The 25,920-nt window shown below is 71.1% G+C and carries 26 protein-coding genes; 18 read left to right on the top strand and 8 right to left on the bottom strand.

The annotated features are described in order from the left end of the window. Nucleotides 1-10: 10 nt before the first annotated feature. From ACWEN0_RS02890 to ACWEN0_RS02875, 4 genes are all read left to right on the top strand, one after another. The gene (locus ACWEN0_RS02890) at nucleotides 11-814 is read left to right on the top strand and encodes an ABC transporter ATP-binding protein (RefSeq protein WP_451968371.1); all 804 of its coding nucleotides are present in this window, start codon (nucleotides 11-13) and stop codon (nucleotides 812-814) included. Nucleotides 815-864: 50 nt separating this feature from the next. Further along, nucleotides 865-2,214 carry a hypothetical protein gene (locus ACWEN0_RS02885; protein WP_451968370.1) on the top strand — a complete coding sequence of 450 codons (1,350 nt, stop codon included), beginning with the start codon at nucleotides 865-867 and terminating at the stop codon, nucleotides 2,212-2,214. Continuing rightward, the gene (locus ACWEN0_RS02880) at nucleotides 2,211-2,774 is read left to right on the top strand and encodes a hypothetical protein (protein ID WP_451968368.1); all 564 of its coding nucleotides are present in this window, start codon (nucleotides 2,211-2,213) and stop codon (nucleotides 2,772-2,774) included. The genes ACWEN0_RS02885 and ACWEN0_RS02880 overlap by 4 nt, the downstream gene beginning before the upstream one ends. 86 nt (nucleotides 2,775-2,860) lie before the next feature. Then, nucleotides 2,861-3,265, top strand: a complete 405-nt coding sequence (locus tag ACWEN0_RS02875) for a hypothetical protein (protein ID WP_451968367.1) — start codon at nucleotides 2,861-2,863, stop codon at nucleotides 3,263-3,265. Between the two features lie 36 nt (nucleotides 3,266-3,301). Here the strand turns inward: ACWEN0_RS02875 and ACWEN0_RS02870 are convergent, their stop codons facing one another. The 6 genes from ACWEN0_RS02870 to efeU are packed head-to-tail and all read right to left on the bottom strand — an operon-like array spanning nucleotide 3,302 to nucleotide 8,646. Then, nucleotides 3,302-3,712, bottom strand: a complete 411-nt coding sequence (locus tag ACWEN0_RS02870; RefSeq protein ID WP_451968365.1) for a PPOX class F420-dependent oxidoreductase — start codon at nucleotides 3,710-3,712, stop codon at nucleotides 3,302-3,304. 17 nt (nucleotides 3,713-3,729) lie between these two features. Next, nucleotides 3,730-4,791: an SGNH/GDSL hydrolase family protein gene (locus ACWEN0_RS02865; RefSeq protein ID WP_451968363.1), complete on the bottom strand. Its 1,062-nt coding sequence runs from the start codon at nucleotides 4,789-4,791 to the stop codon at nucleotides 3,730-3,732. Next, nucleotides 4,788-5,357 carry a TetR/AcrR family transcriptional regulator gene (locus tag ACWEN0_RS02860; protein ID WP_451968361.1) on the bottom strand — a complete coding sequence of 190 codons (570 nt, stop codon included), beginning with the start codon at nucleotides 5,355-5,357 and terminating at the stop codon, nucleotides 4,788-4,790. The genes ACWEN0_RS02865 and ACWEN0_RS02860 overlap by 4 nt, the downstream gene beginning before the upstream one ends. A gap of 48 nt (nucleotides 5,358-5,405) precedes the next feature. After that, nucleotides 5,406-6,662, bottom strand: a complete 1,257-nt coding sequence (gene efeB, locus ACWEN0_RS02855) for an iron uptake transporter deferrochelatase/peroxidase subunit (protein ID WP_451968359.1) — start codon at nucleotides 6,660-6,662, stop codon at nucleotides 5,406-5,408. Further along, nucleotides 6,659-7,804: an iron uptake system protein EfeO gene (gene efeO, locus ACWEN0_RS02850; protein ID WP_451968358.1), complete on the bottom strand. Its 1,146-nt coding sequence runs from the start codon at nucleotides 7,802-7,804 to the stop codon at nucleotides 6,659-6,661. The genes efeB and efeO overlap by 4 nt, the downstream gene beginning before the upstream one ends. After that, nucleotides 7,801-8,646, bottom strand: a complete 846-nt coding sequence (efeU, locus tag ACWEN0_RS02845) for an iron uptake transporter permease EfeU (RefSeq protein WP_451968356.1) — start codon at nucleotides 8,644-8,646, stop codon at nucleotides 7,801-7,803. Before efeU ends, efeO begins: the two co-directional genes overlap by 4 nt. A 369-nt stretch (nucleotides 8,647-9,015) precedes the next feature. Between efeU and ACWEN0_RS02840 the strand changes: the two genes are divergently transcribed. Continuing rightward, entirely contained in the window at nucleotides 9,016-9,762 is a 747-nt protein-coding gene (locus ACWEN0_RS02840) for a murein transglycosylase (RefSeq protein WP_451969827.1), read from the top strand. Nucleotides 9,763-9,976: 214 nt separating this feature from the next. Here the strand turns inward: ACWEN0_RS02840 and ACWEN0_RS02835 are convergent, their stop codons facing one another. Then, on the bottom strand, nucleotides 9,977-10,381 hold the full coding sequence (locus ACWEN0_RS02835; protein ID WP_451969825.1) for a tetratricopeptide repeat protein: 405 nt from the start codon (nucleotides 10,379-10,381) through the stop codon (nucleotides 9,977-9,979). Between the two features lie 73 nt (nucleotides 10,382-10,454). Here ACWEN0_RS02835 and ACWEN0_RS02830 point away from each other — a divergent pair, with 73 nt between their 5' ends. The 13 genes from ACWEN0_RS02830 (at nucleotide 10,455) to ACWEN0_RS02770 (ending at nucleotide 24,336) form a co-directional block, all read left to right on the top strand. Beyond that, nucleotides 10,455-10,916 (top strand): VOC family protein, encoded by a 462-nt coding sequence (locus ACWEN0_RS02830; RefSeq protein ID WP_451968354.1) that lies wholly within the window; start codon nucleotides 10,455-10,457, stop codon nucleotides 10,914-10,916. Between the two features lie 60 nt (nucleotides 10,917-10,976). Further along, nucleotides 10,977-12,263, top strand: a complete 1,287-nt coding sequence (gene eno / locus ACWEN0_RS02825; protein WP_451968352.1) for a phosphopyruvate hydratase — start codon at nucleotides 10,977-10,979, stop codon at nucleotides 12,261-12,263. A 192-nt stretch (nucleotides 12,264-12,455) separates the two neighbouring features. Further along, on the top strand, nucleotides 12,456-12,818 hold the full coding sequence (locus ACWEN0_RS02820; RefSeq protein ID WP_451969823.1) for an FtsB family cell division protein: 363 nt from the start codon (nucleotides 12,456-12,458) through the stop codon (nucleotides 12,816-12,818). 15 nt (nucleotides 12,819-12,833) lie between these two features. Then, nucleotides 12,834-13,343 carry a DUF501 domain-containing protein gene (locus tag ACWEN0_RS02815; protein ID WP_451968350.1) on the top strand — a complete coding sequence of 170 codons (510 nt, stop codon included), beginning with the start codon at nucleotides 12,834-12,836 and terminating at the stop codon, nucleotides 13,341-13,343. 153 nt (nucleotides 13,344-13,496) lie between these two features. Continuing rightward, nucleotides 13,497-14,669 carry a lytic transglycosylase domain-containing protein gene (locus ACWEN0_RS02810; protein WP_451968348.1) on the top strand — a complete coding sequence of 391 codons (1,173 nt, stop codon included), beginning with the start codon at nucleotides 13,497-13,499 and terminating at the stop codon, nucleotides 14,667-14,669. A gap of 27 nt (nucleotides 14,670-14,696) precedes the next feature. Next, nucleotides 14,697-15,650, top strand: coding sequence for a Ppx/GppA phosphatase family protein (locus ACWEN0_RS02805; protein WP_451968346.1), 954 nt, complete (start codon nucleotides 14,697-14,699; stop codon nucleotides 15,648-15,650). A 352-nt stretch (nucleotides 15,651-16,002) separates the two neighbouring features. After that, nucleotides 16,003-17,589, top strand: a complete 1,587-nt coding sequence (locus tag ACWEN0_RS02800; RefSeq protein WP_451968344.1) for a peptide ABC transporter substrate-binding protein — start codon at nucleotides 16,003-16,005, stop codon at nucleotides 17,587-17,589. Between the two features lie 100 nt (nucleotides 17,590-17,689). Further along, nucleotides 17,690-18,619, top strand: a complete 930-nt coding sequence (locus tag ACWEN0_RS02795) for an ABC transporter permease (RefSeq protein ID WP_451968342.1) — start codon at nucleotides 17,690-17,692, stop codon at nucleotides 18,617-18,619. Then, nucleotides 18,612-19,565, top strand: a complete 954-nt coding sequence (locus ACWEN0_RS02790; protein ID WP_451968341.1) for an ABC transporter permease — start codon at nucleotides 18,612-18,614, stop codon at nucleotides 19,563-19,565. The genes ACWEN0_RS02795 and ACWEN0_RS02790 overlap by 8 nt, the downstream gene beginning before the upstream one ends. 6 nt (nucleotides 19,566-19,571) lie before the next feature. Next, nucleotides 19,572-20,567, top strand: coding sequence for an ABC transporter ATP-binding protein (locus ACWEN0_RS02785; protein ID WP_451968340.1), 996 nt, complete (start codon nucleotides 19,572-19,574; stop codon nucleotides 20,565-20,567). Further along, the gene (locus tag ACWEN0_RS02780; protein ID WP_451968338.1) at nucleotides 20,560-21,558 is read left to right on the top strand and encodes an ABC transporter ATP-binding protein; all 999 of its coding nucleotides are present in this window, start codon (nucleotides 20,560-20,562) and stop codon (nucleotides 21,556-21,558) included. The genes ACWEN0_RS02785 and ACWEN0_RS02780 overlap by 8 nt, the downstream gene beginning before the upstream one ends. Before the next feature lie 103 nt (nucleotides 21,559-21,661). Continuing rightward, nucleotides 21,662-23,368: a S8 family serine peptidase gene (locus ACWEN0_RS02775; protein ID WP_451969821.1), complete on the top strand. Its 1,707-nt coding sequence runs from the start codon at nucleotides 21,662-21,664 to the stop codon at nucleotides 23,366-23,368. Between the two features lie 134 nt (nucleotides 23,369-23,502). Next, nucleotides 23,503-24,336 carry a hypothetical protein gene (locus tag ACWEN0_RS02770; protein ID WP_451968336.1) on the top strand — a complete coding sequence of 278 codons (834 nt, stop codon included), beginning with the start codon at nucleotides 23,503-23,505 and terminating at the stop codon, nucleotides 24,334-24,336. 67 nt (nucleotides 24,337-24,403) lie between these two features. Here the strand turns inward: ACWEN0_RS02770 and ACWEN0_RS02765 are convergent, their stop codons facing one another. Further along, nucleotides 24,404-25,897, bottom strand: coding sequence for a S10 family peptidase (locus ACWEN0_RS02765; protein ID WP_451968334.1), 1,494 nt, complete (start codon nucleotides 25,895-25,897; stop codon nucleotides 24,404-24,406). Nucleotides 25,898-25,920 lie beyond the last annotated feature (23 nt).

The raw sequence follows: 25,920 nt of genomic DNA, 5'->3' as shown, positions 1-25,920 counted from the left end.
GGAGGAAGACATGCGGGCTGTGGGAGCCGCCGAGGTGGCGCCGACGACCTACGCCTGGGAGATCCGGGCGGAGGGGCTGAAGGTGCGGGTGGGGCGGCGGAAGATGGCCGTGGACGGGCTGGACCTGTCGCTCGGCAAGGGGGTGCACGGCTTGCTCGGGCCCAACGGCGCGGGCAAGACGACGCTGATCCGGGCGCTGGCGACGGTGCTGCGGCCGGCGGAAGGCCGGCTGTCGCTGCTCGGCGCGCCGGCCGGGGGACGCACGGGCCAGCGCGGCCTGCGCCGCCGGATCGGTTACCTGCCGCAGAACTTCGGCTATTACAAGCGGTTCACGGTCCGCGAGTTCGTCGAGTACATGGCGTGGCTGAAGGAGATGTCCCAAGAGGACGTCCCCGGGGCGGTCCAGCGGGCGATCGAGCGGGTGGGCCTGGCGGACCGGGCGGACGACCGCATGAAGACGTTGTCGGGCGGCATGGTCCGGCGGGTGGGCATCGCCCAGGCGATCGTCAACGACCCGGACATCCTCCTGCTGGACGAGCCGACGGCCGGCCTCGACCCGGCGCAGCGCGTCCGGTTCCGCGAGCTGGTGCAGGAGCTCGGCCACGACTCGTGCGTCCTGATCTCGACGCACCTGGTGGAAGACGTCGCGACGGCGTGCACGGACGTGGTGCTGTTCGCCGAGGGGAAGCTCGTGTTCCAGGGAACTCCCGGCGAGCTGGCGGCCGCGGGGACGGCGGAGCACGTGGGGGACAGCCCGATCGAGCGAGGGTATTCGGCGCTGCTGAACCACGAACCGGGCAAGGGGGCGTGGTGATGACGAGCCGGCGCACTGCGCGGGTGCCGAGCCGCCGCGGGGGGCGTCCGATGATCCTGCGCATCGAACTCCGGCGGTCCATCGCGCCCTGGGCGGGTCTCGCGGTCCTCGCCGTCGCGCTCGGGTTTCTCTTCCTGCTCTCCGGGCCGTGGTGGAAGGTGCCCGCGCCGTGGACCGCGCACGCGACGACCACCGCCCTGTGGGTGCGGTACCTCCTGCAGTTCCTGTGGCCCATCGTGGTCGGCGCCGGCGCGATCCAGGGCATGCGAGACAGCCGCTCGGGCATGGTCGAGCTGCTCGGCACCACTTCTCGGCCGGGCCGGCACCGGGCGGCGAGGCTGGCCGGGGCCGTCGGCGGGCTGAGTGCGCTCGGGTTCCTGCTGGTCTTCGCCGTCGGTGCGGTCGAAGTCCTGGCCCACGGCGGGTTCTTCTCGGCGGGGTTCGTGCCCGTGCTGGCCGTCGGGCTGCTCGGCGTCGTCGCCGGGAGCTGGGTGGGGCTGGCCGTCGGACGGCTGCTGCCGCACCCGCTGACCGCGCCGGGGCTGGCCGTCGTGACGCTGGTCCTCTCCGTGCTCTGCTGGATGGCGCTCGAACCGGGCGTGTACTCGGTGCTGTCCGTGCGGGCCGGGTTGCTGGCACCGGCGCTCGCCGAGCCGCAGGGCACGCTGGTGACGACCACGGCGTCGCTCGACGCCGGGCAGGCCGTCTGGTTCCTCGGCCTCGCCGCGACCGGGTTCCTGGTGCTGGCGGCGGAATCCGTGCGGGCCCGGCTGCTGGCGCTGCTGCCGGTGGTGGCGGGCGCCGCCATCGCGGTGCCGCTGTTCCCGGCCACGCAGGCGGAGGTCCACACCACGGACGGCTTCGCCGCCGAGAAGGTGTGCGAGGGGCCGATCTGCCTCAGCCGGCTGCACGCCGGCCGCCTGGCCGCACTGGCCGGACCGGGCCGGGAAGCGTTGGCGCTGCTGGCAAAACTCCCCGGCGCGCCGACGCGGATCGAGGAGCAGACCGCGCCTTCGGCCCCCGACCAGCCGCCCCGGCGGGCCGCGGAGGTCGTCTACCTGGACTTCCAGCGCAACGACGCCCTCCTGACGGCGGACGCGCCCACGCTGCGGCTCGCGGTCCTGGCCGGTGCCGGGCTGCCGTCGTGCGAGCGGCCGAGCACCGCCGACCTCCCGGACCAGGCCGCGCGCATGATCACGGCCGCGTACTTCACCGGCGAAGTGCGGAAGCTGCCGGAGTACAACGGAAGCTGGCTCTCGGACCAGCGCGGCACGGTCGATCGGCTGTGGGCGACGTTCCACGCGCTGCCCGCGGACGTCCAGCTCGCCCGCGTCGCGGCGGCCCGGCAGGTGCTGCTGACCTGCCAGGGCGATCCGCTCGCGAAGCTGGTGTCGCCGTGAGGTGGGCGGTCCTGTACGCGCGCTCGCGGCGGCTGCCGGCCGCGTTCACCGCGCTGGTGGTGAGCACGGCGCTGGTGTGGCTGCTGGCCCGCGACGCCTGGGCGGCCCCGACGGCGCTGCTGGCCCTGACGGCGTCGATCGCGGTGGCGGCGACCGGCCTGACCGGCCAGGACCCGGACCTCGACCGCACTGCGGCGCTCCCGTGGCCTTCCCGTCGCTTCGCGCACCTCGTCCTGATCGGTCTGGCCGCGGCGGGCGCGGTGCTGGCGGTCCAGCGGCTGGACCCGCCGGGTGTCGGCCCGCCGGTCATCCTCCGCGACGCGGCGGGCCTGCTGGGCCTGGCGGGCCTGGCCGCGACGACGGCCGGCGGCCAGTTCGGCTGGACGCTCCCGGTCGCCTGGTCGGCGGTGGCCCTGTTCGTCCGGAACGACGGCTCGACGGCCAGTGAGATCGCGGCCTGGATGCTCCAGCCGGCGGGAACGCCGGTGGCGACGGCCACGGCGGTGGTCCTGGCCGTCACCGGCGTGGCCGCGTACACGGTCCGGGGCGGGCGCCGGTGAACCCGGCTCAACCGAACCCCGCCCCCGCGCGTGGAGTACGCGGCCGGTCGCCGTGACCGGCCGCGTCTTCAGGGGAAGGAACCTCCATGCGCATCTTCAAGACCGTCCTGGCCACCGGGCTGGTCGTCGGCGGCCTCGCCGCCGGCGCCACCGCGGCCGACGCGGCGACCACGACGTCGTGGCGGATCGAGTACACGGCGACCGTGGCGGCGGGCACGATCTCCTGGGGTGACGGGCGTTCGGCGACGGTCACCGGCAGTCTTCACGCCGGCGGTGGCGTCCGCGAAGTCTGCTCGTGGGGGGTCAACGGCACCGACGCCAGCCCGGTCAAGTGCACGACCGCGGCCGCGGGAACCAATGCCCCCATCTCCCACGGGCACACCATCGACAAGGTCGGTGGCGTGCAGCTCATCCACATCAGCCTGTACGACGGCTCCAACCACAAGCTGGGCCAGCGCGGTTGCACCCGGACCGGCTGCGTCGCCGAGTGACGCCGGCGGTGGGGCGCCGGCCGGCGCCCCACCGCGTCAGACGTTGCGGATGTTGGCCTCCAGCTCCAGCGGCTCCCGGTCCCAGTCCTCCACCCCGAACGCGATGATCCGCTCGGGGTGGATGCGGATCACGGCGTCGTCGAAGTGGCCGTCGGCCTCGTTGACCCCCGTCAGGGCCTCCGCGCGGCCGCGGATCTCCAGGCACCGGACGCGCCACGGGTTCGTCGACGGCAGGTCGTCGACGACGAACGCGACGCGGCCGTTCGCGCGGACGTTGCGGAACTTCTTGCTCCCGGCCAGGTTGTGCCCGGTGACGTCGATGGCTTTCGCCTCCGGGTGGTACCGGAAGCCGACCGGGCTGACCTGCAGGGTGCCGTTCGGCTGCTGGGTCGCCAGCCGGCCGAGGGGCTGGGCCTCGAGGTACGCGAGCTCTGCTTCGGTGAACATGGTCCCAGCCTCGAACTTCAAGCGAGGTTGAAGTCAAGCAGTGGCGCGAACCGCGCCGCGATGCGTTCGTGGGCGGGGCCGTCCGGGTGCAGCTCATCCGGCAGGGGGAACTCCGCGTAGTCGGCGGGTCCGTACAACGACAGCCCGTCCACGTAGTGCAACGCGGGATCTTCGCGCTGCGCCACGATTTCCGCCAGCGCGTCGCGGATCACCTCCAGCGTCAGCTTCCCCTCACCAGGGACGCCGGTGGCCCGGAACCGCACGACCCCCGCCGCCAGCGCCTCGTGGTCGAAGTCGCCGGGCCCGGGCGTCCGCTCGTGGATCGGGCAGTACAGCGGCGAGACGACCAGCAGCGGCGCCGACGGGTGGCCCTCGCGGATCGTGTCGAGGAACCCGTGGACCGCCGGGCCGAACGCGCGCAGCCGCATCAGGTCCGCGTTGACCACGTTGATGCCGAGCTTGACGCTGACGACGTCGGCCGGGGTGTCCCGCAGCGCGCGGGCGGTGAACGGGTCCAGCAGCGCGTTGCCGCTGAAGCCCAGGTTCACCAGCTCCACTCCGGCGGCCATCGCGGTCAGCGCGGTCCACGTCGTGGACGGGCTCAGCGCGTTCGAGCCCTGGCTGATCGAGCTGCCGTGGTGCAGCCACACCCGCTCGGACGGCGGCACGGGCGTGACCGGCGCGTCCGTGCGCAGCGCGACCAGCGTCGTGAGTTCGTTGTGCGGCAACCAGATCTCGACGTCCTTGTCGTGCCCGGGCAGGTCCGCGAACCGCACGCCGGCGGGCGCGGTCGCCTGTGCGGCGAGCTTGCCGTCGAGCAGCAGGTCGTACACGCCGTCGGGCCGCGGCGGCGCGCCCGGGTACTCGACCTTGGCCGCCAGCGTCTCGAGTTCGACCAGGCGGGCCGTCGTGCGGAACCGCACGCGCACGCCCGCGGGTTGCGCCTCGGCCATCGCGAGCCGCGGGTCGGTGTTCTGGGCCCGCGCGCGGGCCGGCAGCCGGTGCGGGACCAGGCCGCGCGGGGTCGCTTCGAGTTCGAGGGCGCCGTGGACGAGGCCGGTCAGGGGGGTGGTGATCAAGGCTGTGGCCAATCGCGGAGAAGGGAGTCGAGGACGTCGAGGAGGCGGGTCCAGCTTTCGCCCGGCGGCGGCGAGCTGTGGTCGAAGCCGCCGTCGGCTTCGAGGGCGACGAACCCGCGGACGAAGCTGCCGAGCAGCCGGACGGCGTGCGTCTGGTCGGGCCCGGTCACGTCGTAGCCGCGCAGGATCGCGCGCATCAGCTGCGCGTGCCGCACGCCGGCGCTCGCCGCCGCGGTCTCGGGGTCCAGCCGCAGCTGCGCCGCGGCGAACCGCCCGGGGTGTGCCCGGGCGTAGTCGCGCTGGACATCGGAGTACGCGACGAGCGCCGCCCGCCCGGACCGCCCGGCCAGCGCGGCGGCGGCCCGCTCGGCGAGCTCGTCGAGCGCCAGCAGCGCGATCCGCGTCCGCAGGTCGTGCGCGTTCTTGACGTGCGAATACAGGCTGGCGACCTTGACGTCGAACCGCCGCGCCAGCTCCGACGGCGTCACCGCGTCGAACCCGATCTCGTCGGCGAGTTCGGCTCCGGCGAGCACCACGCGTTCGGTGGTGAGTCCGGCACGAACCATAGCTACACTCCCTATTGCCTAAAAGGAGTGTAGCTCAGCCTAAAACTCTTAGGCAAACAGGGCGTCGCCCCAGGAGGCGGTTTTCGAAACGCCCGGGGGGATCGCGAAGTGCGCCGAGCCGGTGTGCTGGACGTACTCCATCATCGCGTCCTTCGACGACAGCGCCTGCTGCATCGGCACGTACTGCTTGCGGGTGTCGCGGTTGAACGCCAGGAAGAACAACCCCGCCTCGAGGTGCCCGACGCCGTCCGAACCGTCGACGAAGTTGTAGCCGCGGCGCAGGATCCGCACGCCGTTGAGCGCCTGGTGCGAGGCCAGCCGGACGTGCGCGTCCTCCGGGATCACCTTCTCGCCGCCCGCGCCGCCGACGTCGAGGTCCAGCTCGTCGAACTCCGCGGTCTGGCCCAGCGGGGCGCCGGTGCCCTTCGTGCGGCCGATGATCTTCTCCTGGCCGTCGAGGGTTTCGCGGTCCCACGTCTCGATGTGCATCCGGATCCGGCGCGCCACCAGGTACGAGCCGCCGGCCATCCAGGCCTGGCCGTCGCCGGGCTCGGCCCACACCTGGTCGCGCAGGATGTCGGTGTCCTCGGACTTGACGTTGTTCGTGCCGTCCTTGAAGCCGAACAGGTTCCGCGGCGTCGCCTGCGCCCGCGACGTCGACGAGCTGCGGCCGAAGCCGAGCTGCGACCAGCGGACCTCGGTGACGCCGAAGCCGAGCCGCACCAGGTTGCGGACCGCGTGCACCGCCACCTGCGGGTCGTCCGCGCAGGCCTGGATGCACAGGTCGCCGCCGCTGCGGGCCGGGTCGAGCTTGTCCTTCGGGAACAGCGGCAGGTCGATCAGCTGCGGCGGCCGCTTCGCCGCGAGGCCGAACCGGCCGTCGAACAGCGACGGCCCGAAGCCGATGGTCAGCGTCAGGTTCGACGCCGGCAGGTCGAGCGCCTCGCCGGTGTCGCCGGGCGGCGCGTACTCGCCGCCGCCGATCGCGCCGTCCGCCACGACCTCCTGGCCCGCCGTCATCCGGCGGGCCGCGTCGGTCCACGTCTTCAGCAGCTGTCGCAGCTTCTCGCGGTCCTTCGTGATGACGTCGAGGGCCGCGAAGTGCAGGTTCGCCTGGGCCGGCGTGACGATGCCGGCCTGGTGCTCGCCGTCGAAGCCGACGATGTTCACCGCGGCCTCGGCGCTGCCCGTCGCCTTGTCGATCCCGATGCCGGCGGCGGCCCCCGCGCCGGCGAGCGCGACCCCCGCGCCCGCCAGGCCGAAGAGCTTCCGCCGGGATACCCGCGTGCCCTCGTGCGCCGTCACTTCGAGACGACCTCCGCAACCTTGCTCAGCGGCTCGCTCAGCGCGTCGACGGCCGAGGCGAACTCCTTGACCTGGTCCTGGGAAAGGTCCGTGTAGGACTTGAAGCCGTCACCCGCGCGCTGCTTGTCGAGCAGGCCCTGGACGTTCGCGAACTCCTTGTCCAAAGTGGACACCAGGGCGGCGTCCTTCGCCTGCAGGATCGGCCGCAGCGACGTGATCGCGCCCTTCGAGCCGTCCAGGTTGGCCTGGAAGTCCCAGAGGTCGGTGTGCGAGAAGATCTCCTCCTCGCCGGCGATCTTCTTGGTGGCGACCTCGTCGAGCAGGCCCTTCGCGCCGTTCGCGAGGTCGAGCGCGGTCAGCTGCAGCGTCTTGGTCTTCGCGACCAGGTCCTTGACGTCGGTCAGCAGCTTGTCCGCGATCTGCGGGCTGTCGGGCTGCAGGCCGGTCTTGAACAGGTCCTTCTCCAGCCGGTGGAACCCGGTGAACTGCTGGCCCGGCTCGAGGTCGGCCTCGCGGACGTCGATGGCCGGGTCGAGGTCGCCGAACTTCTCGGCCACCGGCTCGATGCGCTCGTAGTAGACGCGGGTGCGCGCGTACGCGGCCTTCGCCTCGTCGACCTTGCCCGCCTTGACGAGGCCGACGAACTTGCCGGTCTCCTCCTCGAGGGCCGCGGTGTTGTTCGCGATGTAGTCGTTGTAGCTCTTGGTCGCCTGGGCCTTCTGCGCGTTCGCGTCGCCCTGTTTCGGCGCGCCGCCGGTGACGGTGAAGTCGCCGCGGATGCCGTCGCCGGCCATGCCCGGCTTGCACGCGGTCTGGTACTTGCCCGCGTCGGCGACCTCGACGATCAGCCGCCGGTTCAGCCCGGGCGCGATGTTCTCGACCTCGCCCATGATCCGGTCGCCCTCGGCGTAGAGGTAGAACTCGGTGACCTTGGTGCCCTTGTTCGTGATCTCGAAGGTCAGGTTGCCCGCGCCCGCCGTGTTCGCGGAGACCTCGCACGCGGTGTCGGACGCCGACACCTTGATCGGGCCGCCGGCCGCCGCGGCACCGGCGGTGTCGCTCTTGCTGTCGCAGGCGGACAGCGCCACCAGGGCGGTGGCACCGGCCAGGACGGCCAGCGGGGTGGTCTTGCGCACGGTCACTCCTTCGAGGCGGCCGCGGCGGCGGGCGCCGGCGCGGTCTTCTTGCTGGGCTTGAGGAACAGCGGGAGCACGACGACGACGTAGGCGACCCAGGCGACGGCCTGCAGCACGGTCGTCTGCTGCGAATAGTTGAAGATCCCCTTGAGCAGCGCGCCGTACCAGGACGTCTCCGGCAGCGCGTTCGACGCGTCGAACGCGAGCGTGCCGATACCCGGCAGGAAGGCGGCTTCCTGCAGGTCGTGCAGGCCGTAGCCGAGCACCCCCGCGGCGACGAACACGAGCAGGACGCCGGTGATCGTGAAGAACTTGCCCAGGTTGAACCGGACCGCGCCCTTGTAGAGCAGCCAGGCGAGCACGACGGCCGCGGCGATGCCGATGGCGAAGCCGATCAGCGGCTGCACGGTGTCCGACTGCGCGGTCTGGACGGCGGAGTAGAAGAACACCGCGGTCTCCAGCCCTTCGCGCCCGACCGCGAGGAACGACAGCAGCAGCACGGCCAGCGGGCCGACGTCCAGCGCGTCGTCCATCTTCCCGCGCAGCTCGGCGGCGATGCTCTTCGACGCCTTGCGCATCCAGAAGATCATCGCGGTGACGAACACGACCGCCACGATCGACAGGCTCCCGCCGAGCAGCTCCTGGTGCTCGAACGAGAGCTGGGCGGTCGTGTAGGTGAGGATCGCGCCGACCGCGACCGACAGCAGCACCGCGGCACCGACGCCGGGCCACACCCAGCGCAGCGCGTGCCGCCGGTCCGTCTTGACCAGGAACGCGACCAGGATGCTGACGACCAGTGCGGCCTCCAGGCCTTCGCGCAGCCCGATCAGCGCGCTCGAGAACAACACCGGTCCGCCTCCCTGAGATTTTCTGGCTCCAGGAAGTTTTTAGGTAAGGCTCACCTGTAAGTCCAGCGGACCCGGCCCGGCTCGAAACGATGCAATCGGACAAACAGGGCGCGACACTGAAGTTAGGTTAGGGTAACCGCAGGTCAGAGCCTTGCGCGTCGACTCGATAACGAATTCTGTGACGTCGCTGGCAGCGGACCTGTTTTAACCCTCCGCTTGCCTGGTCAGGCTGTCGGGGGACCCCCTTGAGTGCCTCCGTAACCTGATCGGGTGGCCGATACCGCTCAGCCGACCGTCACGCCTCCGCACTCGCCCCCGGGCGGTCCGCCGCGGCGCTATCTCGGCCGGGTGGCCCTGACGGTCGCGCTGGTGGTGACCGGCGTGGTCCTCGTCGTTACGATCGGTGTCCGGAACCCGGACACCCCCGCCGCGCCCCCGCCGGCGCAACCGGCGTTGCCGATCCCGGAGCAGCGCCCGCAGCCCGGCGCCGAATCGCCGCGCGCCGGGCTCGCCGCCCCGGTCGACCGGCCGGAGGTGTCCGACCAGGCCGAGCTGGACGCGTGGGCGACGCGCGTCGCGGGCAAGACGCACCTCCCGGCGCGCGTGCTTTCCGCGTACGGCCGGGCGGAAATGTGGATGCAGCGCCAGAAGCCGACGTGCCACCTCTCGTGGGCGACGCTCGCGGGCATCGGCCGGGTCGAGGCGGAACGCACGGGGTTCGACCTTTCGGCGATCACCGCGAACGGCCGCGTCGCGAAACCGGTGGTCGGCCCGCCCCTGGACGGCTCGCCGGGCGTCCCGGCGGTGCACGACACCGACGGCGGCAAGCTCGACGGCGACAAGTCGTGGGACCACGCGATCGGCCCGATGCAGTTCCAGCCGGCGACGTGGAAGAAGTACCAGGAGCGCGCGAACGGCGACGGCGGCGCGCCCGACCCCCAGAACATCGACGACGCGGCCTTCACGGCGGCCCGCTACCTCTGCTCGGGCGGCGACGACCTGGGCACCCCGGCCGGCTGGTGGCGGGCGATCCTGTTCTACAACCAAGGCGTGACGTACGGCCAGGACGTCTTCAGCGCGGCGGACGCCTACGCGGAAGCCAGTGTCGCGCCTTAGAGCTCCCGGTCGGCGAACAGCGGCGTGACGGCCACGATCACCAGCAGCAGCAACCCCGCGTAGGCACCCAGCGTGGCGAAGATCGACATTTCCGGTTCCTCCCTGGTTCGGTCTGGAACCAGCTTCGCCGGAACCGGGGGTCCCGCGGATCGGCCGAGGGGCCCGGCCTCATCAGCCGAAAGTCCGAGGCCGCGAGGGCCGTTCGGCCCTGGCCTCAGGGCTCGCGCAGCGCGATGTGCGCCTTGACCTCGCTGATCGCCTCGAGGTACTCGGGCACCGGGTTCATCGCCGAGGCCATCCGCATCTGCGCCAGCGCCTCGACGAACCGGCCGAGCCGCTGCAGCGTCCGGCCCAGGATGAACCGGGCGTAGTGGTCGGTCGGGTCCAGCTCAAGCACGCGCGTGAACGCCTGTTCGGCGCGGCGCAGCTGGGCGGAGTGGAAGTACGCGCGGCCGGCGAGCAGGTGCACCGACGGCTTGTCCGTTTCGGACTCCAGCAGGGGCTGCAACGCCTTCAGCGCGTCCAGCGGACGGCGGCGGCCGACCAGGTCTTCGGCCTGGCGGAAGGCGTGGAACCGCGACTCCTCGGGAGGCTGCGAAGCAGCTGCGGCGTCCGTCATGGTCATTCCCACGTTACCTCGGGAAGAGGGGGTTGCACACGCCGCCGATCGGGACGTGATGGACTGTGCCGCCATGAGCAGCCCGTACCGGGGCCTGGCGCCCTACCTCTACTACGCCGACGCCACCGAGGCGCTCGCCTGGCTGACCAGGGTCTTCGGGTTCACCGAGGAGGTCCGGTTCAGCGACGGGGCCGGCGAAGTGTTCCAGGCGACGCTGTGCGTGGGCGACGCGCGGATCCAGATCGCGGGCGTCGGCGCGGAGTACTGGCAGGCCAAGGGCGTGGACGGCCCGGTCGGCCAGCTGAACATCGTCTACGTCGACGACGTCGACGCCCACTACGAAGGGGTCGTCGCCGCGCTCGGGGACGACACCGAGCTCGACCCGCCGCAGGACCAGCCCTACGGCGCCCGCGTCTACACCGTCGGCGATCTCGGCGGGAACAGCTGGACGTTCTGGCAGCAGACGTCCGACGACGTCGAGCTGCCGCCGGGCTGGCAGGCGGTCCGCGCGGGCGGTGAGTCCTCCAACGGGTGAACAGCCACGACGGCTAGGCTGGGTGCGTCATCGCAGGCAAGACGCACCGAGGAGCATGGCGTGGCTCTCATCGAGCAGGTAGGCGCGCGCGAGATTCTGGACTCGCGTGGCAACCCGACGGTCGAGGTGGAGGTGGCTCTCGACGACGGCACCCTGGCTCGGGCCGCCGTCCCGTCGGGGGCGTCGACCGGCGAACACGAGGCGGTCGAGCTGCGCGACGGCGACACCGGCCGCTACAACGGCAAGGGCGTCGAGCGCGCGGTCGCCGCGGTGCTCGACGAGATCGGCCCGGAGATGGTCGGCATCGAGGCCGTCGACCAGCGGATCGTCGACCAGAAGCTGGTCGACCTCGACGGCACGCCGGCGAAGTCCCGCCTCGGCGCGAACGCCATCCTCGGCGTCTCGCTGGCCGTCGCGAAGGCCGCCGCCGAGTCGGCCGAGCTGGAGCTCTTCCGCTACCTGGGCGGGCCGAACGCGCACGTGCTGCCCGTGCCGATGCTGAACATCCTCAACGGTGGTTCGCACGCCGACAGCAACGTCGACGTCCAGGAGTTCATGATCGCGCCGATCGGCGCCGAGACCTTCCGCGAGGCCCTGCGCTGGGGCGCCGAGGTCTACCACTCGCTGAAGTCGGTCCTGAAGGGCCGCGGCCTGTCGACCGGCCTGGGCGACGAAGGCGGCTTCGCGCCGAACCTGGCGAACAACCGCGAAGCGCTCGACCTGATCCTGCAGGCCATCGAGAAGGCCGGGTACGCCCCGGGCCGCGACGTCGCGCTCGCGCTGGACGTCGCCGCGACCGAGTTCTTCGCCGACGGCGCGTACACCTTCGAGGGCAGCAAGAAGAGCGCCGAGCAGATGTCGGCGTACTACGCCGAGCTGCTGCGGGACTACCCGCTCGTGTCCATCGAGGACCCGCTGAGCGAGGACGACTGGGACGGCTGGGTCACCCTGACCGCCGAGATCGGCGAGAAGGTCCAGATCGTCGGCGACGACCTGTTCGTCACCAACCCGGACCGCCTCGAGGAGGGCATCACCCGCCGCGCCGCGAACGCGCTGCTGGTGAAGGTCAACCAGATCGGCACCCTGTCCGAGACGCTCGACGCGATCTCGCTGGCCACGTCGTTCGGCTACAAGTCGATGATGAGCCACCGCTCCGGCGAGACCGAGGACACGTTCATCGCGGACCTGGCGGTCGCCACCGGCGTCGGCCAGATCAAGACCGGTGCGCCGGCCCGCGGCGAGCGCATCGCCAAGTACAACCAGCTGCTGCGCATCGAGGAGACCCTCGGTGACGCCGCCCGCTACGCCGGCGAGCTGGCCTTCCCGCGGTTCAGCGCCGAGGGCTGATCGCCGGTGGCGGATCGGGGGAGGACGACGCGCAACCGCCGGAGCGGCGGCGGGGCTTCGCGGGCCAACCGGCCCGCGCCGGCCCGCCGCCCCCAGGCGGGGCGCCGCACCGGCGACGTCGAGACGACCCGGGCCCGGCTGCGCCGGAGCCTGGCGGCGAAGCGCGCGTCCGGGGCGGCGAAGGTGCTCGGCATGTCCACCACCCGCCGGGCGGCGGTGGTGGCGATCGTGGTGTGCGCGCTGGCGTTCACCATCGCCGTGCCGTTGCGCACCTACCTCGCCCAGCGCACCGAAATCCGCGACCAGCAGGCCCAGCAGGCGCAGCTGCAGCAGACGGTCGCCCAGCTCCAGGGCCGCAAGGCAGAGCTGAGCGACCCGGCGCAGATCGAGGCCGAAGCCCGGCGGCGGCTGCGCTACGTCAAGCCGGGCGAGACGCCCTACATCGTCCAGCTGCCCGAGGACAAGGCGCCCGACGCGGCCCCGCAGCAGGGCCAGCAGCCGGCCGCGGCCGGCTCCTGGTACGAGAACCTCTGGAACCAGGTCTCGGGCGGCTGAACTAACCTGGTGCGCGTGAACAGCACGCAGCAGCACCGGTTCGAGCCCGTCACCGAAGCCGACCGCGAGATCATCGCGGAGCAGCTCGGACGGCCGCCGCGCGCGCTGCGGGCCGTCGCCGCCCGGTGCCCGAGCGGGCACCCGTCGGTGGTGCAGACCAGCCCGCGGCTGGAGAACGGGACGCCGTTCCCGACGCTCTACTACCTGACCTGCCCGAAGCTGAACTCGATGATCGGCACGATCGAGGCGTCCGGGATCATGAAGGAGATGACCGAGCGGCTCACCACCGATCCCGAGCTGGCCGCGCACTACCAGCGCACGCACGAGACGTACCTCGCCGAGCGCGACGCGATCGAGCCGCTCGGCCACCAGGTCACCGCCGGGGGCATGCCCGGCCGCGTCAAGTGCCTGCACGTGCACGTCGCGCACGCGCTCGCCGTCGGTCCGGGGGTGAACCCGTTCGGTGACGAGACGCTCGAGCTGCTTAAGGCGAACGGGTGGCCCACGGGAGACTGTGCCGAGTAACGCTCGCGCGTCGTCAACAGATAACTGGGCTGGGTGAGCGAAAAGCCCCGTCCGGCGAGATCCAGACTCCCGAAGGGGTGAAACCACGCCCCGGGTACGGCAGGCTGTCACCCGAGGGCGGGTGGGACAAGGCGGCCAGGAGGGTTTCGAGCGATGCGCGTGCGGCGACTGCCTGACGCAGTCGGGAGCCACACCCGAAGATTCGGGCTCCGCCACCGCACCGCCTACCCCTTGATGACGGGCATCTTCGCGGTGGTCCCGGCGCTCGTCGCCGGCGGTGTCACCCTCGCGTGGCTCGGCGGCAGCGGTGACCACACCCGCGACGCCGCGCTCGGCCAGGGCTACGACCCCGGCCACGCCGCCATCCAGCAGGTCGCCGTCGACGGCACCCTCCCCGGCGCCCCCACCCCGCTGCCGCTCCCGGCCTACGAACTCCCCGACGGCCCCCTCGGCATCCCCGCCACCGCCCTCGCCGCGTACAAGAACGCCGCCGACATCCTCGGCCGCGAACTGCCCGCGTGCCACATCGACTGGGCCCTGATCGCCAGCATCGGCCGGATCGAGTCCAACCACGCCCGCGGCGGGTACGTCGACGCGAACGGCACCACCCGCGAGCCGATCCTCGGCCCCGAGCTCAACGGCCAGGGCGGGTTCGCCGCGATCCCCGACACCGACCACGGCGTCCTCGACACCGACCCGGTCTGGGACCGCGCGGTCGGCCCGACGCAGTTCATCCCGGCGACCTGGCGGGCGTACGCCTCCGACGGCAACGGCGACGGCAAGTCCGACCCGAACAACATCTTCGACGCGGCGCTCGCCACCGGCCGGTACCTCTGCTCCGGCGGGTTCGACCTGGCGAAGCCCGACCAGCTGCGCGGCGCGATCTACCGCTACAACAACTCCGACACCTACGTGAACACCGTGGTCCTGTGGGCCGAGGCCTACCGCAACGGGATCATGCAGGTCCCGGACAGCACGGTCCCGATCGGCGCGCCGAACGCGGCGGCGATGCCCGCACCGCCGGCGATCCCGCCCCCGCCGACCCCGACGACGACGACGACGGCCGGCCCACCGCCGACCACGGCCTTGCCGCCGACGACGTCGAAGCCGGCGTGCGCGCCGCCGACCACGAAGGTGATCGAGACGACGATCACGAGCGTCACCACGACGACGACCCCGCCGCCGTCCATGACTCCGACCACGACGACCACGGGGAAGACGACCACCCCGACCACGCCGCCGGACCCGACCTGCGGGGAGACGGTCACCTCGGTCAGCACGTCGACCACCCCGACGACGACCACCGTGGGTCCGCCGACCAGCTGAGCGCGCCGCGCCGGTTAGGGTGATCGCATGCCTCGTGTTGCCGCGATCGACTGTGGGACCAACTCCATCCGCCTGCTCGTCGCCGAGCTGACGCCGCGCCACGACGGCACGGTCGACCTGCGCGACCTGCACCGCGAGATGCGGATCGTCCGGCTCGGCCAAGGCGTCGACGCCACCGGCGAGCTGGCCCCCGAAGCCCTCGAGCGGACCCGCGCGGCGCTGGCCGACTACACGATCGCCGCGCGGCGCAAGGGCGTCGAGAAGGTGCGGATGGTCGCCACCTCCGCGACCCGCGACGCCAAGAACCGCGACGAGTTCTTCCGCATGACGCGCGAGACGCTCGGGGTCGAGGCCGAGGTGATCAGCGGTGACGAAGAGGCGCGCCTGTCCTTCACCGGCGCGGTCGGGGAGCAGGACCCGGACGACGGCCCGTTCGTCGTCTGCGACGTCGGCGGCGGCTCGACCGAGCTGGTCCTGGGCACCTGGGACGGCCGGCAGGCGGAGGTGCTCGCCGCGAAGTCCGTGGACATCGGCTGCGTGCGGATCACCGAGCGCGCGCTGAAGAGCGACCCGCCGACGGCCGACGAGATCGCCGCCGCCCGCGACCTGGCCGGCAAGGTGCTGACCGAGGCGTTCGACGTCGTCGACGTCGCCCGCGCCCGCACCTGGGTGGGCGTCGCCGGCACGGTGACCACGCTCTCGGCGATCGCCCAGGAACTGCCGGAGTACGACCCCGAGCGCGTCCACCTGTCCACATTGGGCGCCGCGGACATCGACCGCCTGGCGACGCGCCTGCTGGCCGAGGACCACGCGGCGCGCGCGGCGAACCCGGTGATCCACCCGGGCCGGGTCGACGTGATCGGCGGCGGCGCGGTGGTGGTCCAGACCCTGGCCGAGCAGCTGGCCGCCCGCGGGGGCCCGACCGAGCTGGTCGTCAGCGAGCACGACATCCTCGACGGCATCGCACTGGCCCTGGCCTGACCGCCGTGGTCCGGGCCCGTGCTCCCTCGACGGGATCACGCCGACCCCGGCCCGACCGGACACCGTCCGCGACCTGACCGACCGTTCGGCCGCCCCAAAGGGCTTGTGGCGCAACGGAACCGTGGGTGAGCGCGCGATGACCTGCAGTCCGCGCTGGGCCGTCCGGAGTACCCGGTTTCCTACCTTGGTTGTGCTCCAACCAGGTGGTCCCGACGGTCGTCACACATTTGCAACACCGCAGTCCTGTGATCGGCTTCCCGCCCCCCGATAGCGTGCGTCTCACCTTTCGGACACACCGGATATGGAGGGGATCATGCGTCGTTCGCGCAGGCTCTGGGGACCCACGGTGGTGATGACTTCGCTGGCACTCGTGCTCGCCGCGTGCGGTGGCGGGTCGGGCAGTTCCACGGGGGCGGGCCAGGCGGACCCGGACGGCACGGTCAGCGTCTACGGCACCGAACCGCAGAACGCGCTGGTCCCGACGAACATCAACGACCTCGGCGGCACCAAGGCGATCCAGCCGATGTTCGCCACGCTGGTCGGCTTCAAGGGCGCGGACGCCAAGCCGTTCAACCTGATGGCCGAGTCGATCACCACGACCGACTCCAAGGTGTACGACATCAAGATCAAGCAGGGCTGGAAGTTCCACGACGGCACCGAGGTGAAGGCGCACAACTTCATCGACGCCTGGAACTACGGCGCCTACGGGCCGAACGGCCAGCTCAACACCGACTTCTTCTCGAACATCCAGGGCTACAAGGACGTCCACCCCGCGGACGAGAACGCCAAGCCCGCCGTGGACAAGATGTCCGGCCTGGTCGCCAAGGGCGACTACGAGTTCCAGGTGACGCTCGACGCGCCGTTCTCGGTGTTCGACATCAAGGTCGGCTACCAGGCGTTCGCGCCGCTGCCGGACTCGTTCTTCAAGGACCCCAAGGCCTTCGAGCAGCACCCGATCGGCAACGGCCCGATGAAGTTCGTCTCGCGGACGCCGAACCAGGACATCAAGCTCACCCGCTTCGACGACTACAAGGGTGACGACAAGGTCCACTTCAAGGACCTCGACATCAAGATCTACTCCAGCCAGGAGACCGCCTACCAGGACCTGCTGAGCGGGCGGCTGGACTTCATGGAGGCGCTGCCGCCGTCGGCGGTCGCGGGCGGCAAGTACAAGAACGACCTCGGCGACCGGCTCGTGACCGGCCACCTGCTCGGCGTCAGCACCATCGCCGTGCCGTACTACGTCCAGGGGTACAACAACCTCGAGTTGCGCAAGGCCATCTCGATGGCGATCGACCGCGCGCAGATCACCAAGACCGTCATGAACGACACCTACGTCCCGCTCGACGGCTACGTCGCCCAGGGCATCACCGGTGCGCGCTCCGGCGTCTGCCAGTTCTGCAAGTTCGACCCGGCGGCGGCCAAGGAGGCCTTCGCGAAGTCCGGCTTCAAGGGCAAGCTGACCATCGCGTCCAACGCGGACGGTGGCCGCAAGGAACCGCTGACCGCGGCGTGCAACAGCATCAAGAACACCCTCGGCGTCGAGTGCGACTTCGTGCCGGCCACCGACTTCGGCCAGTGGCGCAGCATCGTCACGGGCAAGAAGCTGACCGGCATGGGCCGGTCGGACTGGTCCGCGGACTACCCGTCCATCGAGGACTTCCTCAACCCGATCTACAAGACCGGCGGGTCCTCGAACGACTCCAGCTACTCGAACCCGCAGGTCGATGCGATCCTCGCGCAGGCCGACGCGACGGCCGACAAGGACGCCGCGGTCAAGCTGTACCAGCAGGCCGAGGACCTGGTCGCGAAGGACCTGCCGTCGATCCCGGTGTGGGACGAGAAGGGCGTCGCGGCGAAGTCGAAGAACCTCAAGTCGGCCGCGCTGGACTTCCGGCGCATGCCGGACTACCCGTCCATCGAGGTCCTCAAGAAGTGACGCGCTGACCGGCCGTACCCACCACCACGCCGTCGTGGGTGGCTAGGGCGGTTCCCACCGCCCTGACCACCCACGACGGCCGGCGCGCACTAGGAACGTCATGATCCGCTATGTTCTGCGACGGCTGCTCCAGCTGGTCCCGGTGTTCTTCGGCACCACCTTCCTCATCTACGTCCTGGTCTGGGCGGTGCCCGGCGACCCGTTCTCGGGCAAGTGCGGCCAGGCCGCCTGCCCGCAGGCCTACATCGCCCAGATGACCGAGAAGTTCCACCTGAACGACAACATCTTCGTCCAGTACTTCAAGTACCTCGGGAGCCTGTTCACCGGCGACTGGGGCGAGACCTTCAACGGCACTTCCGTCGGCGAGCTGATCGCGACGTCGTACCCGATCACGCTGCGCCTGGCCGTGATCGCGGTGGTCATCGAGGCGGTCATCGGCCTCACCGCCGGCGTGCTGACCGGCCTGCGCGGCAAGGGTTTCCTCGACAACCTGGTGCTGGTCTCGACCACCTTCCTGATCTCGCTGCCGGTGTTCGTCACGGCGATCGTGCTGCAGCTCGCGCTGGGCGGCAACGGCCTCGGCCTGATCGAGGCGAGCGTGTCGGACGACCCGGGCATCGGGGAGCTCATCGTGCCCGGCATCGCGCTCGGCAGCCTGTCCATGGCCTACGTCGCCCGGCTGTCGAGAACGAGCATCGCCGAAAACCGCCACGCCGACTACGTGCGGACGGCGATCGCGAAGGGCCAGCCGCAGAGCCGCGTCGTCGGCGTCCACCTGCTGCGCAACTCGGTGATCCCGGTGCTCACCTTCCTCGGCACCGACCTGGGCGCGCTGATGGGCGGCGCGATCGTCACCGAAGGCGTGTTCAACATCAACGGCCTGGGCGGGCTCATCTTCCGCGGGATCCAGAACCGGGAGAGCGCGACCGTCGTCGGCGTCGTCGTCCTGCTGGTGCTGGTGTACCTGCTGATGAGCCTGATCGTCGACCTGCTCTACGCCGTTCTCGACCCGAGGATCCGCTATGACTGACCCGAACCTGGTGGGCGGCGGCGGGGCCGACGCGGCCGAGCTGTCCCGCGTCGACGACTCCGCCACCGGCCCGCAGAAGCCCCGCAGCCTGTGGAGCGACGCGTGGCGTCAGCTGCGGCGCAAGCCGGCGTTCGTCGCTTCGGCGGTGATCATCGTGCTGATCGTGCTGATCGCGATCGCGCCGGGGCTGTTCAGCTCGCGCGACGCCGGCTTCAGCGACCTGTCCCACGCCAACGAAGGCCCGTCCGCGGACGCCTGGTTCGGCTACGACAACCAGGGCGCCGACGTCTACGCCCGGACGATCTACGGCACCCGCGCGTCCCTGCTGGTCGGGGTGTTCGCGACGCTGCTGACGGTCCTGATCGGCTCGGTGATCGGCATCCTCGCCGGCTACTACGGCCGGTTCGTCGACAGCATCCTTTCGCGCTTCGGCGACATCTTCGCCGGCCTGCCGTTCGTGCTCGGCGCGATCGTCATCCTGACGACGTTCAACGCGCCCGGCTCGAACCCGGGCGCGGTCACGATCATCGTCCAGGTGGTCTGCTCGATCGCGGTGCTGAGCTGGCCGGTGGCGATGCGGATCATGCGGTCGGCGACGCTGGTGGCCAAGCAGCTCGACTACGTCAAGGCCGCCCGCGGCCTCGGCGCGAGCACGCCGCGGATCATCTTCCGCCACCTGCTGCCGAACACCCTCGCGCCGGTGCTGGTGTACGCGACCATCGCGCTCGGCGCGTTCATCGGCGCCGAGGCGACGCTCGCCTACCTCGGGATCGGCGTGCGCCCGCCCGTCATCTCGTGGGGCGTGATGATCAGCGACTCGCGGGACTACTTCCGGAACGACCCGCACATGCTGCTGTTCCCCGGTGCCTTCGTCACCCTGACCGTGCTGGCCTTCGTGATGCTGGGCGACGGCATCCGCGACGCGCTCGATCCGAAGTCGAGGTAGATCTCCTTGTCCGACCACGAACTCCTTCTCGAAGTCGAAGACCTGCACGTCGAGTTCCGGACGTCCGACGGCGTCGCGAACGTGCTCAACGGCGTCGGCTACGCGGTGCACGCGGGCGAAACCCTGGCCGTGCTGGGCGAATCCGGCTCCGGCAAGAGCGTCACCGCGCAGACCGTGATGGGCATCCTCGACATGCCGCCGGGTGTGATCACCGGCGGCGCGGTGCGCTGGCGCGGCGAGGACCTGCTGACCGCGTCCGACGAACGCCGCCGCGAGGTGCGCGGCAGTGAGATCGCGATGATCTTCCAGGACGCGCTGTCCGCGCTGAACCCGGTGTTCACCGTCGGCTTCCAGATCGAGGAACAGCTGCGGGTGCGGCTCGGGATGTCCAAAAAGGACGCGCGGAAGCGCGCGATCGAGCTGCTCGACACCGTCCGCATCCCGGCCGCCGAACGGCGGATCAAGGACTACCCGCACCAGTTCTCCGGCGGCATGCGCCAGCGCGCGATGATCGCGATGTCCCTGGCGCTGGACCCGGACCTGCTCATCGCCGACGAGCCGACCACCGCGCTCGACGTCACCGTGCAGGCCCAGATCATGGACCTGCTGGCCGAGATCCAGGCCGAGCGCAAGATGGGGCTCGTGCTCATCACGCACGACCTGGGTGTCGTCGCCGAGGTCGCCGACCGGATCGCCGTGATGTACGCGGGCCGGATCGTCGAACAGGCCGACGTCGTCGAGCTGTTCCGCGCGCCGGCCCACCCGTACACCGCCGCCCTGATGGACTCCCTGCCCCGGCTGGACCTCAAGGGACAGACCCTGGAAACCATCAAGGGCCTGCCGCCGAGCCTGCTCGACATCCCGCCGGGCTGCCCGTTCCACCCGCGGTGCAAGCGAGCCGAAGCCCGTTGTTCCGAAGAAGTGCCGCCACCGCGCGGGATCGGCTTCGGCCGGACGAGCGCGTGCCACTTCGCCGAAGAGGTGGTGAACTCCCGTGCCTGACCCCATCCTGTCGGTCACCGACCTCAAGAAGTACTTCCCGGTCCGCACCGGAATCCTGTTCAAGCGCACGATCGGCCAGGTCAAGGCGGTCGACGGCGTCTCGTTCGACCTGATGCCGGGCGAGACCCTCGGCGTCGTCGGCGAGTCCGGCTGCGGGAAGTCCACTTTGGCCCAGGTGCTGATGCGCCTGGAGGAACCGACCGCGGGCAGCGCGACGTTCGAAGGCCGCGACATCTTTTCGATGAAGGGCACCGAACTGCGGAAGCTGCGCCGCGAAATCCAGATCGTGCTGCAGGACCCGTACACGTCGCTGAACCCGCGGATGACCGTCGGCGACATCGTCGGCGAGCCGTTCGAGATCCACCCCGACGTCGCGCCGAAGGGCTCGCGCGCGGCGAAGGTGCAGGAGCTGCTGGAGGTCGTCGGGCTCAACCCCGAGCACCTCAACCGCTACCCGCACCAGTTCTCCGGCGGCCAGCGCCAGCGCATCGGCATCGCGCGGGCGCTCGCGCTGCGGCCCAAGGTGATCATCTGCGACGAGCCGGTGTCCGCACTGGACGTCTCGATCCAGGCGCAGGTGATGAACCTGCTCGGCGACCTGCAGACCGAGTTCGGGCTGTCCTACGTGTTCATCGCCCACGACCTGTCCGTGGTGCGGCACCTGTCCAACCGGGTCGCGGTGATGTACCTCGGCAAGATCGTCGAAATCGGCACGGACGAGGAGATCTACGAACGACCGTCCCACCCGTACACCCAGGCGCTGCTGTCGGCGGTGCCGGTGGCCGACCCGGCGGTGCGCGGCCAGCGGCAGGTGATCCGGCTGACCGGGGACGTGCCGAGTCCCCTGGATCCGCCGTCCGGGTGCCGGTTCCGCACGCGCTGCTGGAAGGCGCAGGACAAGTGCGCCACCGAGGTGCCGGAACTGGTGCCGAGGACGGACGGCCACTTGTCAGCTTGTCACTTCGCGGAGCAGAAGTCGGTTGTTCCATAACGTACTTTCTGCCGTTGTAAGTGCAATGTCCGATCTATACGGTGCAGGAACCGCTTTCCCGAGGAGGAGAATCGTGAAGAGACCCAGGCTTCTCGCCGCGGCCATGGCCGTCCCGCTGTTCGGGGCGATCTCGGCCGTCGCGGTCCCGGTCGCGTCGGCGCAGCCCGCCCTGTCCGGCCCGGCGACCGAGTTCACCGTGCTCGCCAAGGACGTCCAGAGCATCGGCGCCACCCAGCAGGCCATCAAGGCCGCGGGCGGCACCGTGCTGGAGACGAACACCGCCGTCGGCCTGATCAAGGCCAGCGCCCCGGCCACCGGCTTCGCCGAGCGCGTCAACGCGAACCGGGCCGTGTTCGGCGCCGCGAAGGAACGCGTGATCGGCAAGGCGCCCAAGGACGGCGCCCCGAAGACCAAGCCGGACGCCGTCGAGAAGGAGGGCCAGGGCACCGCCGCCGCGGCACCGAAGGCCGCCGCGAAGAAGCCCCAGCCGATCAAGACCGACCCGCTCGACAGCCAGCTCTGGGGGCAGCAGGCCGTCCGCGCCGACCTCGCGCACACGGTGCAGCGCGGCGACAAGCGCGTCAAGGTCGGCATCATCGACACCGGCGTCGACGGCACGCACCCCGACATCGCCCCGAACTTCGACTACGCCGACTCGCGCAACTTCACCAAGGACATCCCCACCGACGTCAACGGCACCGTCGTCGACGGGCCCTGCGAGTTCCGCGGCTGCGTGGACCCGGTCGACCACGACGACAACGGCCACGGGACGCACGTGGCGGGCACCATCGGCGCCGCGTTGAACGACTTCGGTGTCTCCGGCGTCGCGCCGAACGTGACGCTGGTGAACGTCCGCGCCGGCCAGGACTCCGGGTTCTTCTTCCTGCAGCCGACCGTGGACGCGCTGACCTACGCCGGCGACGCGGGCATCGACGTGGTCAACATGTCCTTCTACACCGACCCGTGGCTGTACAACTGCACCGCCAACCCGGCGGACTCGGCCGCCGAGCAGGCCGAGCAGCGCACGATCATCGAGGCCACGACCCGCGCGCTGAACTACGCCTACCGCAAGGGGGTCACCTCGGTCGTCGCGCTGGGGAACCAGCACACCGACCTGGGCGCACCGCAGCCGGACACCACCAGCCCGGACTACCCGAGCTCCAGCACGCACCCGCGTACCGTCGACAACGCGACCTGCCTGAACCTGCCGGTCGAGGGCCCGCACACGATCGGCGTGAGCGCGTTCGGGCCGTCGCAGGCGAAGGCGGACTACTCGAACTACGGCACCGAGCAGATCTCGGTTTCCGCGCCGGGCGGCTACTTCCGCGACGGCTTCGGCACTCCGTGGTTCCGCACGCTGCAGAACGAGATCCTCTCGACGTACCCGAAGAACGTGGGGGTGGCGGCCGGGAACATCGACGCCGACGGGAACATCACCGCGGCGGGCACGACGGCGGGCATCCAGAAGGCGACGGCGCCCGACGGCCGCGTCGGCTACTACCAGTGGCTGCAGGGCACGTCGATGGCGACCCCGCACGCGACCGGCGTGGCGGCGCTGATCGTTTCGCAGTACGGCAAGCCGTCGCACGGCGACTTCGGCCTCTCGCCGGACGCGGTCCAGCGCGTGCTCGAGGGCACGGCGTCGAAGATCGCCTGCCCGGTCCCGCGCACGGTGGACTACCTGAAGGAAGGCCGCGACGCGACGTTCACGGCAACGTGCACCGGCGACGCGTCGTTCAACGGCTTCTACGGCCACGGCGCGGTCGACGCCTACTCGGCGGTGACCCACGGGGCGCAGTACCTGAAGTAGTGTTCGCGGAACGGCCCACCTCCGTGCGGGGGTGGGCCGTTTTTCCGTGGTGGGGGAAGGCTCTCCGAAGCCCGCGCCGGGAGACAACCTTCCCGGGGCGGTCGGCGTGGTACCGGGCACAGGGGGAGGTTCCGGTGGTGGTGCGTGAACCGGCGTTGCCAGTGGATCCGAGGCTGCCGGGCGAGCCGACGGTGCTCGAGGTGGGCCGCGCGCGGATGTGGCTGGCCCGGCGCGGGGTGAGCGTGTGGCTGCCGACCCGGCTGCTGGCCCTGCGCATCGGCGGCCGCGGTGCCGCGGGGCGGGGGATCCCCGCCTACACGCTCGGCGTGGCGTTCGTGTGGTTGTTCGCCGGAATCGCGTTCACCACGGTGGAACTGCCCGGGCGGACCGCCGCCTACGCCGTGATCTTCGCGGCCTACCAGGTGCTGCGCTGGCGGAGCGCGCAGCGCCGGGAACGGCTCGCCGAGAGCCTGGCCGGCGGCGCACCGCTCCCGCTGCGGACGGCCGTGACGCAGGTCGGCTGGTGGTACCTCGTCTCGACGGCCCTCACGTTCGCCGGCGGCGCGGTGCTGTGCGCGGCGGCGTTCGTCACCGAGCCGCAGTTCACCTGGAAGCACTGGTACTCGCCGTCGGTGGAGGCCGGGGTGCACACGGTCGCGCTGGCGGCCGGGGCCGGCGCGACCGCGCTCGTGCTCGGCCGGGTGCTGCGCGGCCCGGTCATCGCGGAGGACGCCGCGTCCCTGCGGGTCGACGAGGTGCTGCGGGCCGAGGACGCGTACCGGTTCGCGCCGAGCTTCCTGTACGCGTTCTTGGCGATGCCGGTCTTCGTGGTCGACTGGGCGACGCCCGGCTGGCTCGGCGGGCTGGCGCTGGCCTATCTCGTGACGGTCGGTGTCCTGCAGCTGACCGGCTGGCTGCTGGTCCGCCGCCGCTACCGGCGCCTGCCGCCGGGCTGCTACGGCCGGTGACCGACCGCCGTCGAACGCACGTCACCGGTCCCCGGGCGCCGGCCTGACCCCCGGGGACCGGCGGACCTCAGCGGTTCGACGCCTTCTTGACGAACTTCGCCAGGTCCTTCGACTGCTGCACCCGGGTCGGCTCGTGGACGTACATCATGTGCCCCGCCGGGTAGTACGCCGTGTCGATGTTGTCGCGCAGCTCCTCGGGGATCTGCAGGTGGGCCAGCACGTGCTCGGCCGCGAAGTACGCCGTCGCGCCGTCGTAGTGGCCGAACGCCACGTGGACCTGCAGGTGCGGGTTCGCGCGCATCGCCGCGCTCACCGAGTCCACCACCGACACCGAGCGGCCCTCGAAGTCCGAATACGACCACGCCTTGAACGTGTCCTCGTGGATGATCTCGTAGGGCAGGTCGTTCTCGTACCCGAGCTCGGCCCGCACGTAGTGGTTGAACGCCGCCGCGTACGCGCCGACCACACGGGAGATCGACGGGTCGTCGCTCATGTGCTCGCGGCCGCCGTCCGGCTCCCACGTCGTGAACCGGCCGTCCATCCGGCCGACCGTCAGGCCGCGGTCGCGCAGCAGCTCGGTGAAGAACCGGACGTGCTCGATCCGCAGGTTCACCCGGTCCACATAGGACTCGGTGAGCCCGGTCAGCGACGCCAGCGTGGCCACCGCGTCCGCCCGGTCCTGAGTGGACAGCCGCGCGCCGCGCGAGAGGGCCCACGGCAGCTCCTTGGCCGCGAAGTCCTCGGCGTCGGCGAGGACGTCGTCGAGCGGGCGCTCGCCGTGCAGGCCGTGGTAGTGCGCGATCGCCGCGTACGTCGGCACGTACAGCGAGTACGGCAGGTCGTTGCCCTCGGTGAACCGCAGCGTGCCGAGGTCGAGCACCGACGAGATCAGCAGCAGGCCGTTGAGGTACAGCCCGTGCCGCTCCTGCAGGTGCGCGGCCAGCCCGGCGGCGCGCAGCGTGCCGTACGACTCGCCGGCCAGGAACTTCGGCGACAGCCAGCGCTCGTGCCGCGACACCCACAGCCGGATGACCTCGCCGACCGACTCGATGTCGCCCTTGAAGCCGTGGAAGTCCTTCGTCTCGCCGCCCTCGGCCGCGCGCGAGTAGCCGGTGGACACCGGGTCGATGAACACCAGGTCGCTGTGCGCGAGCAGCGTCTCGGGGTTGTCGGCCAGCCCGTACGGCGGCGGCACCAGGTCGTCGACGTCGCCCGAGAGCACCCGGCGCGGGCCCAGCAGGCCCATGTGCAGCCAGATGCTCGACGAGCCGGGGCCGCCGTTGAAGGCGAACGTCACCGGCCGCGAGCCCGGGTCGGCGTCGTCGAGGGTGTAGGAGGTGACGAACACCTCCGCCTTCGCCTTGAAGCCCTCCGACTTGCCGTCCTTGACGACCTCCTTGCGGAGCACGATCCGGCCCGCCTTCGCCGTGTACGCGAGCTTCTTGCGCTTCACGGTGATGGTGTGCTGGGTCGTGACGATGTCGTCGGTCGGCTCGGCCGGGACCTCGGTGGTGTCCTCGGCCTTCTTCTCGGGGGCCTCTTCGGGGGTCGTGTCCGCCATGGCCCCAACCTAGTTGTGGCAGG

This window comes from Amycolatopsis sp. NPDC004378 (genome assembly GCF_053602455.1).
The sequence above is the reverse complement of the archived record's forward strand: the minus strand, read 5'-3'. Positions and strand labels throughout refer to the sequence as shown.

Excerpts from the sequence above, each read along its gene's own strand:
- ACWEN0_RS02860 (WP_451968361.1), bottom strand. The coding sequence starts at position 5,357 with ATGGTTCGTGCCGGACTCACCACCGAACGCGTGGTGCTCGCCGGAGCC.
- ACWEN0_RS02870 (WP_451968365.1), bottom strand. The coding sequence starts at position 3,712 with ATGTTCACCGAAGCAGAGCTCGCGTACCTCGAGGCCCAGCCCCTCGGC.
- ACWEN0_RS02800 (WP_451968344.1), top strand. The coding sequence starts at position 16,003 with ATGACTTCGCTGGCACTCGTGCTCGCCGCGTGCGGTGGCGGGTCGGGC.
- ACWEN0_RS02890 (WP_451968371.1), top strand. The coding sequence starts at position 11 with ATGCGGGCTGTGGGAGCCGCCGAGGTGGCGCCGACGACCTACGCCTGG.
- ACWEN0_RS02885 (WP_451968370.1), top strand. The coding sequence starts at position 865 with ATGATCCTGCGCATCGAACTCCGGCGGTCCATCGCGCCCTGGGCGGGT.
- ACWEN0_RS02830 (WP_451968354.1), top strand. The coding sequence starts at position 10,455 with ATGAGCAGCCCGTACCGGGGCCTGGCGCCCTACCTCTACTACGCCGAC.
- ACWEN0_RS02875 (WP_451968367.1), top strand. The coding sequence starts at position 2,861 with ATGCGCATCTTCAAGACCGTCCTGGCCACCGGGCTGGTCGTCGGCGGC.
- ACWEN0_RS02795 (WP_451968342.1), top strand. The coding sequence starts at position 17,690 with ATGATCCGCTATGTTCTGCGACGGCTGCTCCAGCTGGTCCCGGTGTTC.
- ACWEN0_RS02810 (WP_451968348.1), top strand. The coding sequence starts at position 13,497 with ATGCGCGTGCGGCGACTGCCTGACGCAGTCGGGAGCCACACCCGAAGA.
- ACWEN0_RS02835 (WP_451969825.1), bottom strand. The coding sequence starts at position 10,381 with ATGACGGACGCCGCAGCTGCTTCGCAGCCTCCCGAGGAGTCGCGGTTC.
- ACWEN0_RS02765 (WP_451968334.1), bottom strand. The coding sequence starts at position 25,897 with ATGGCGGACACGACCCCCGAAGAGGCCCCCGAGAAGAAGGCCGAGGAC.
- ACWEN0_RS02820 (WP_451969823.1), top strand. The coding sequence starts at position 12,456 with ATGTCCACCACCCGCCGGGCGGCGGTGGTGGCGATCGTGGTGTGCGCG.
- ACWEN0_RS02775 (WP_451969821.1), top strand. The coding sequence starts at position 21,662 with ATGGCCGTCCCGCTGTTCGGGGCGATCTCGGCCGTCGCGGTCCCGGTC.
- ACWEN0_RS02790 (WP_451968341.1), top strand. The coding sequence starts at position 18,612 with ATGACTGACCCGAACCTGGTGGGCGGCGGCGGGGCCGACGCGGCCGAG.
- ACWEN0_RS02805 (WP_451968346.1), top strand. The coding sequence starts at position 14,697 with ATGCCTCGTGTTGCCGCGATCGACTGTGGGACCAACTCCATCCGCCTG.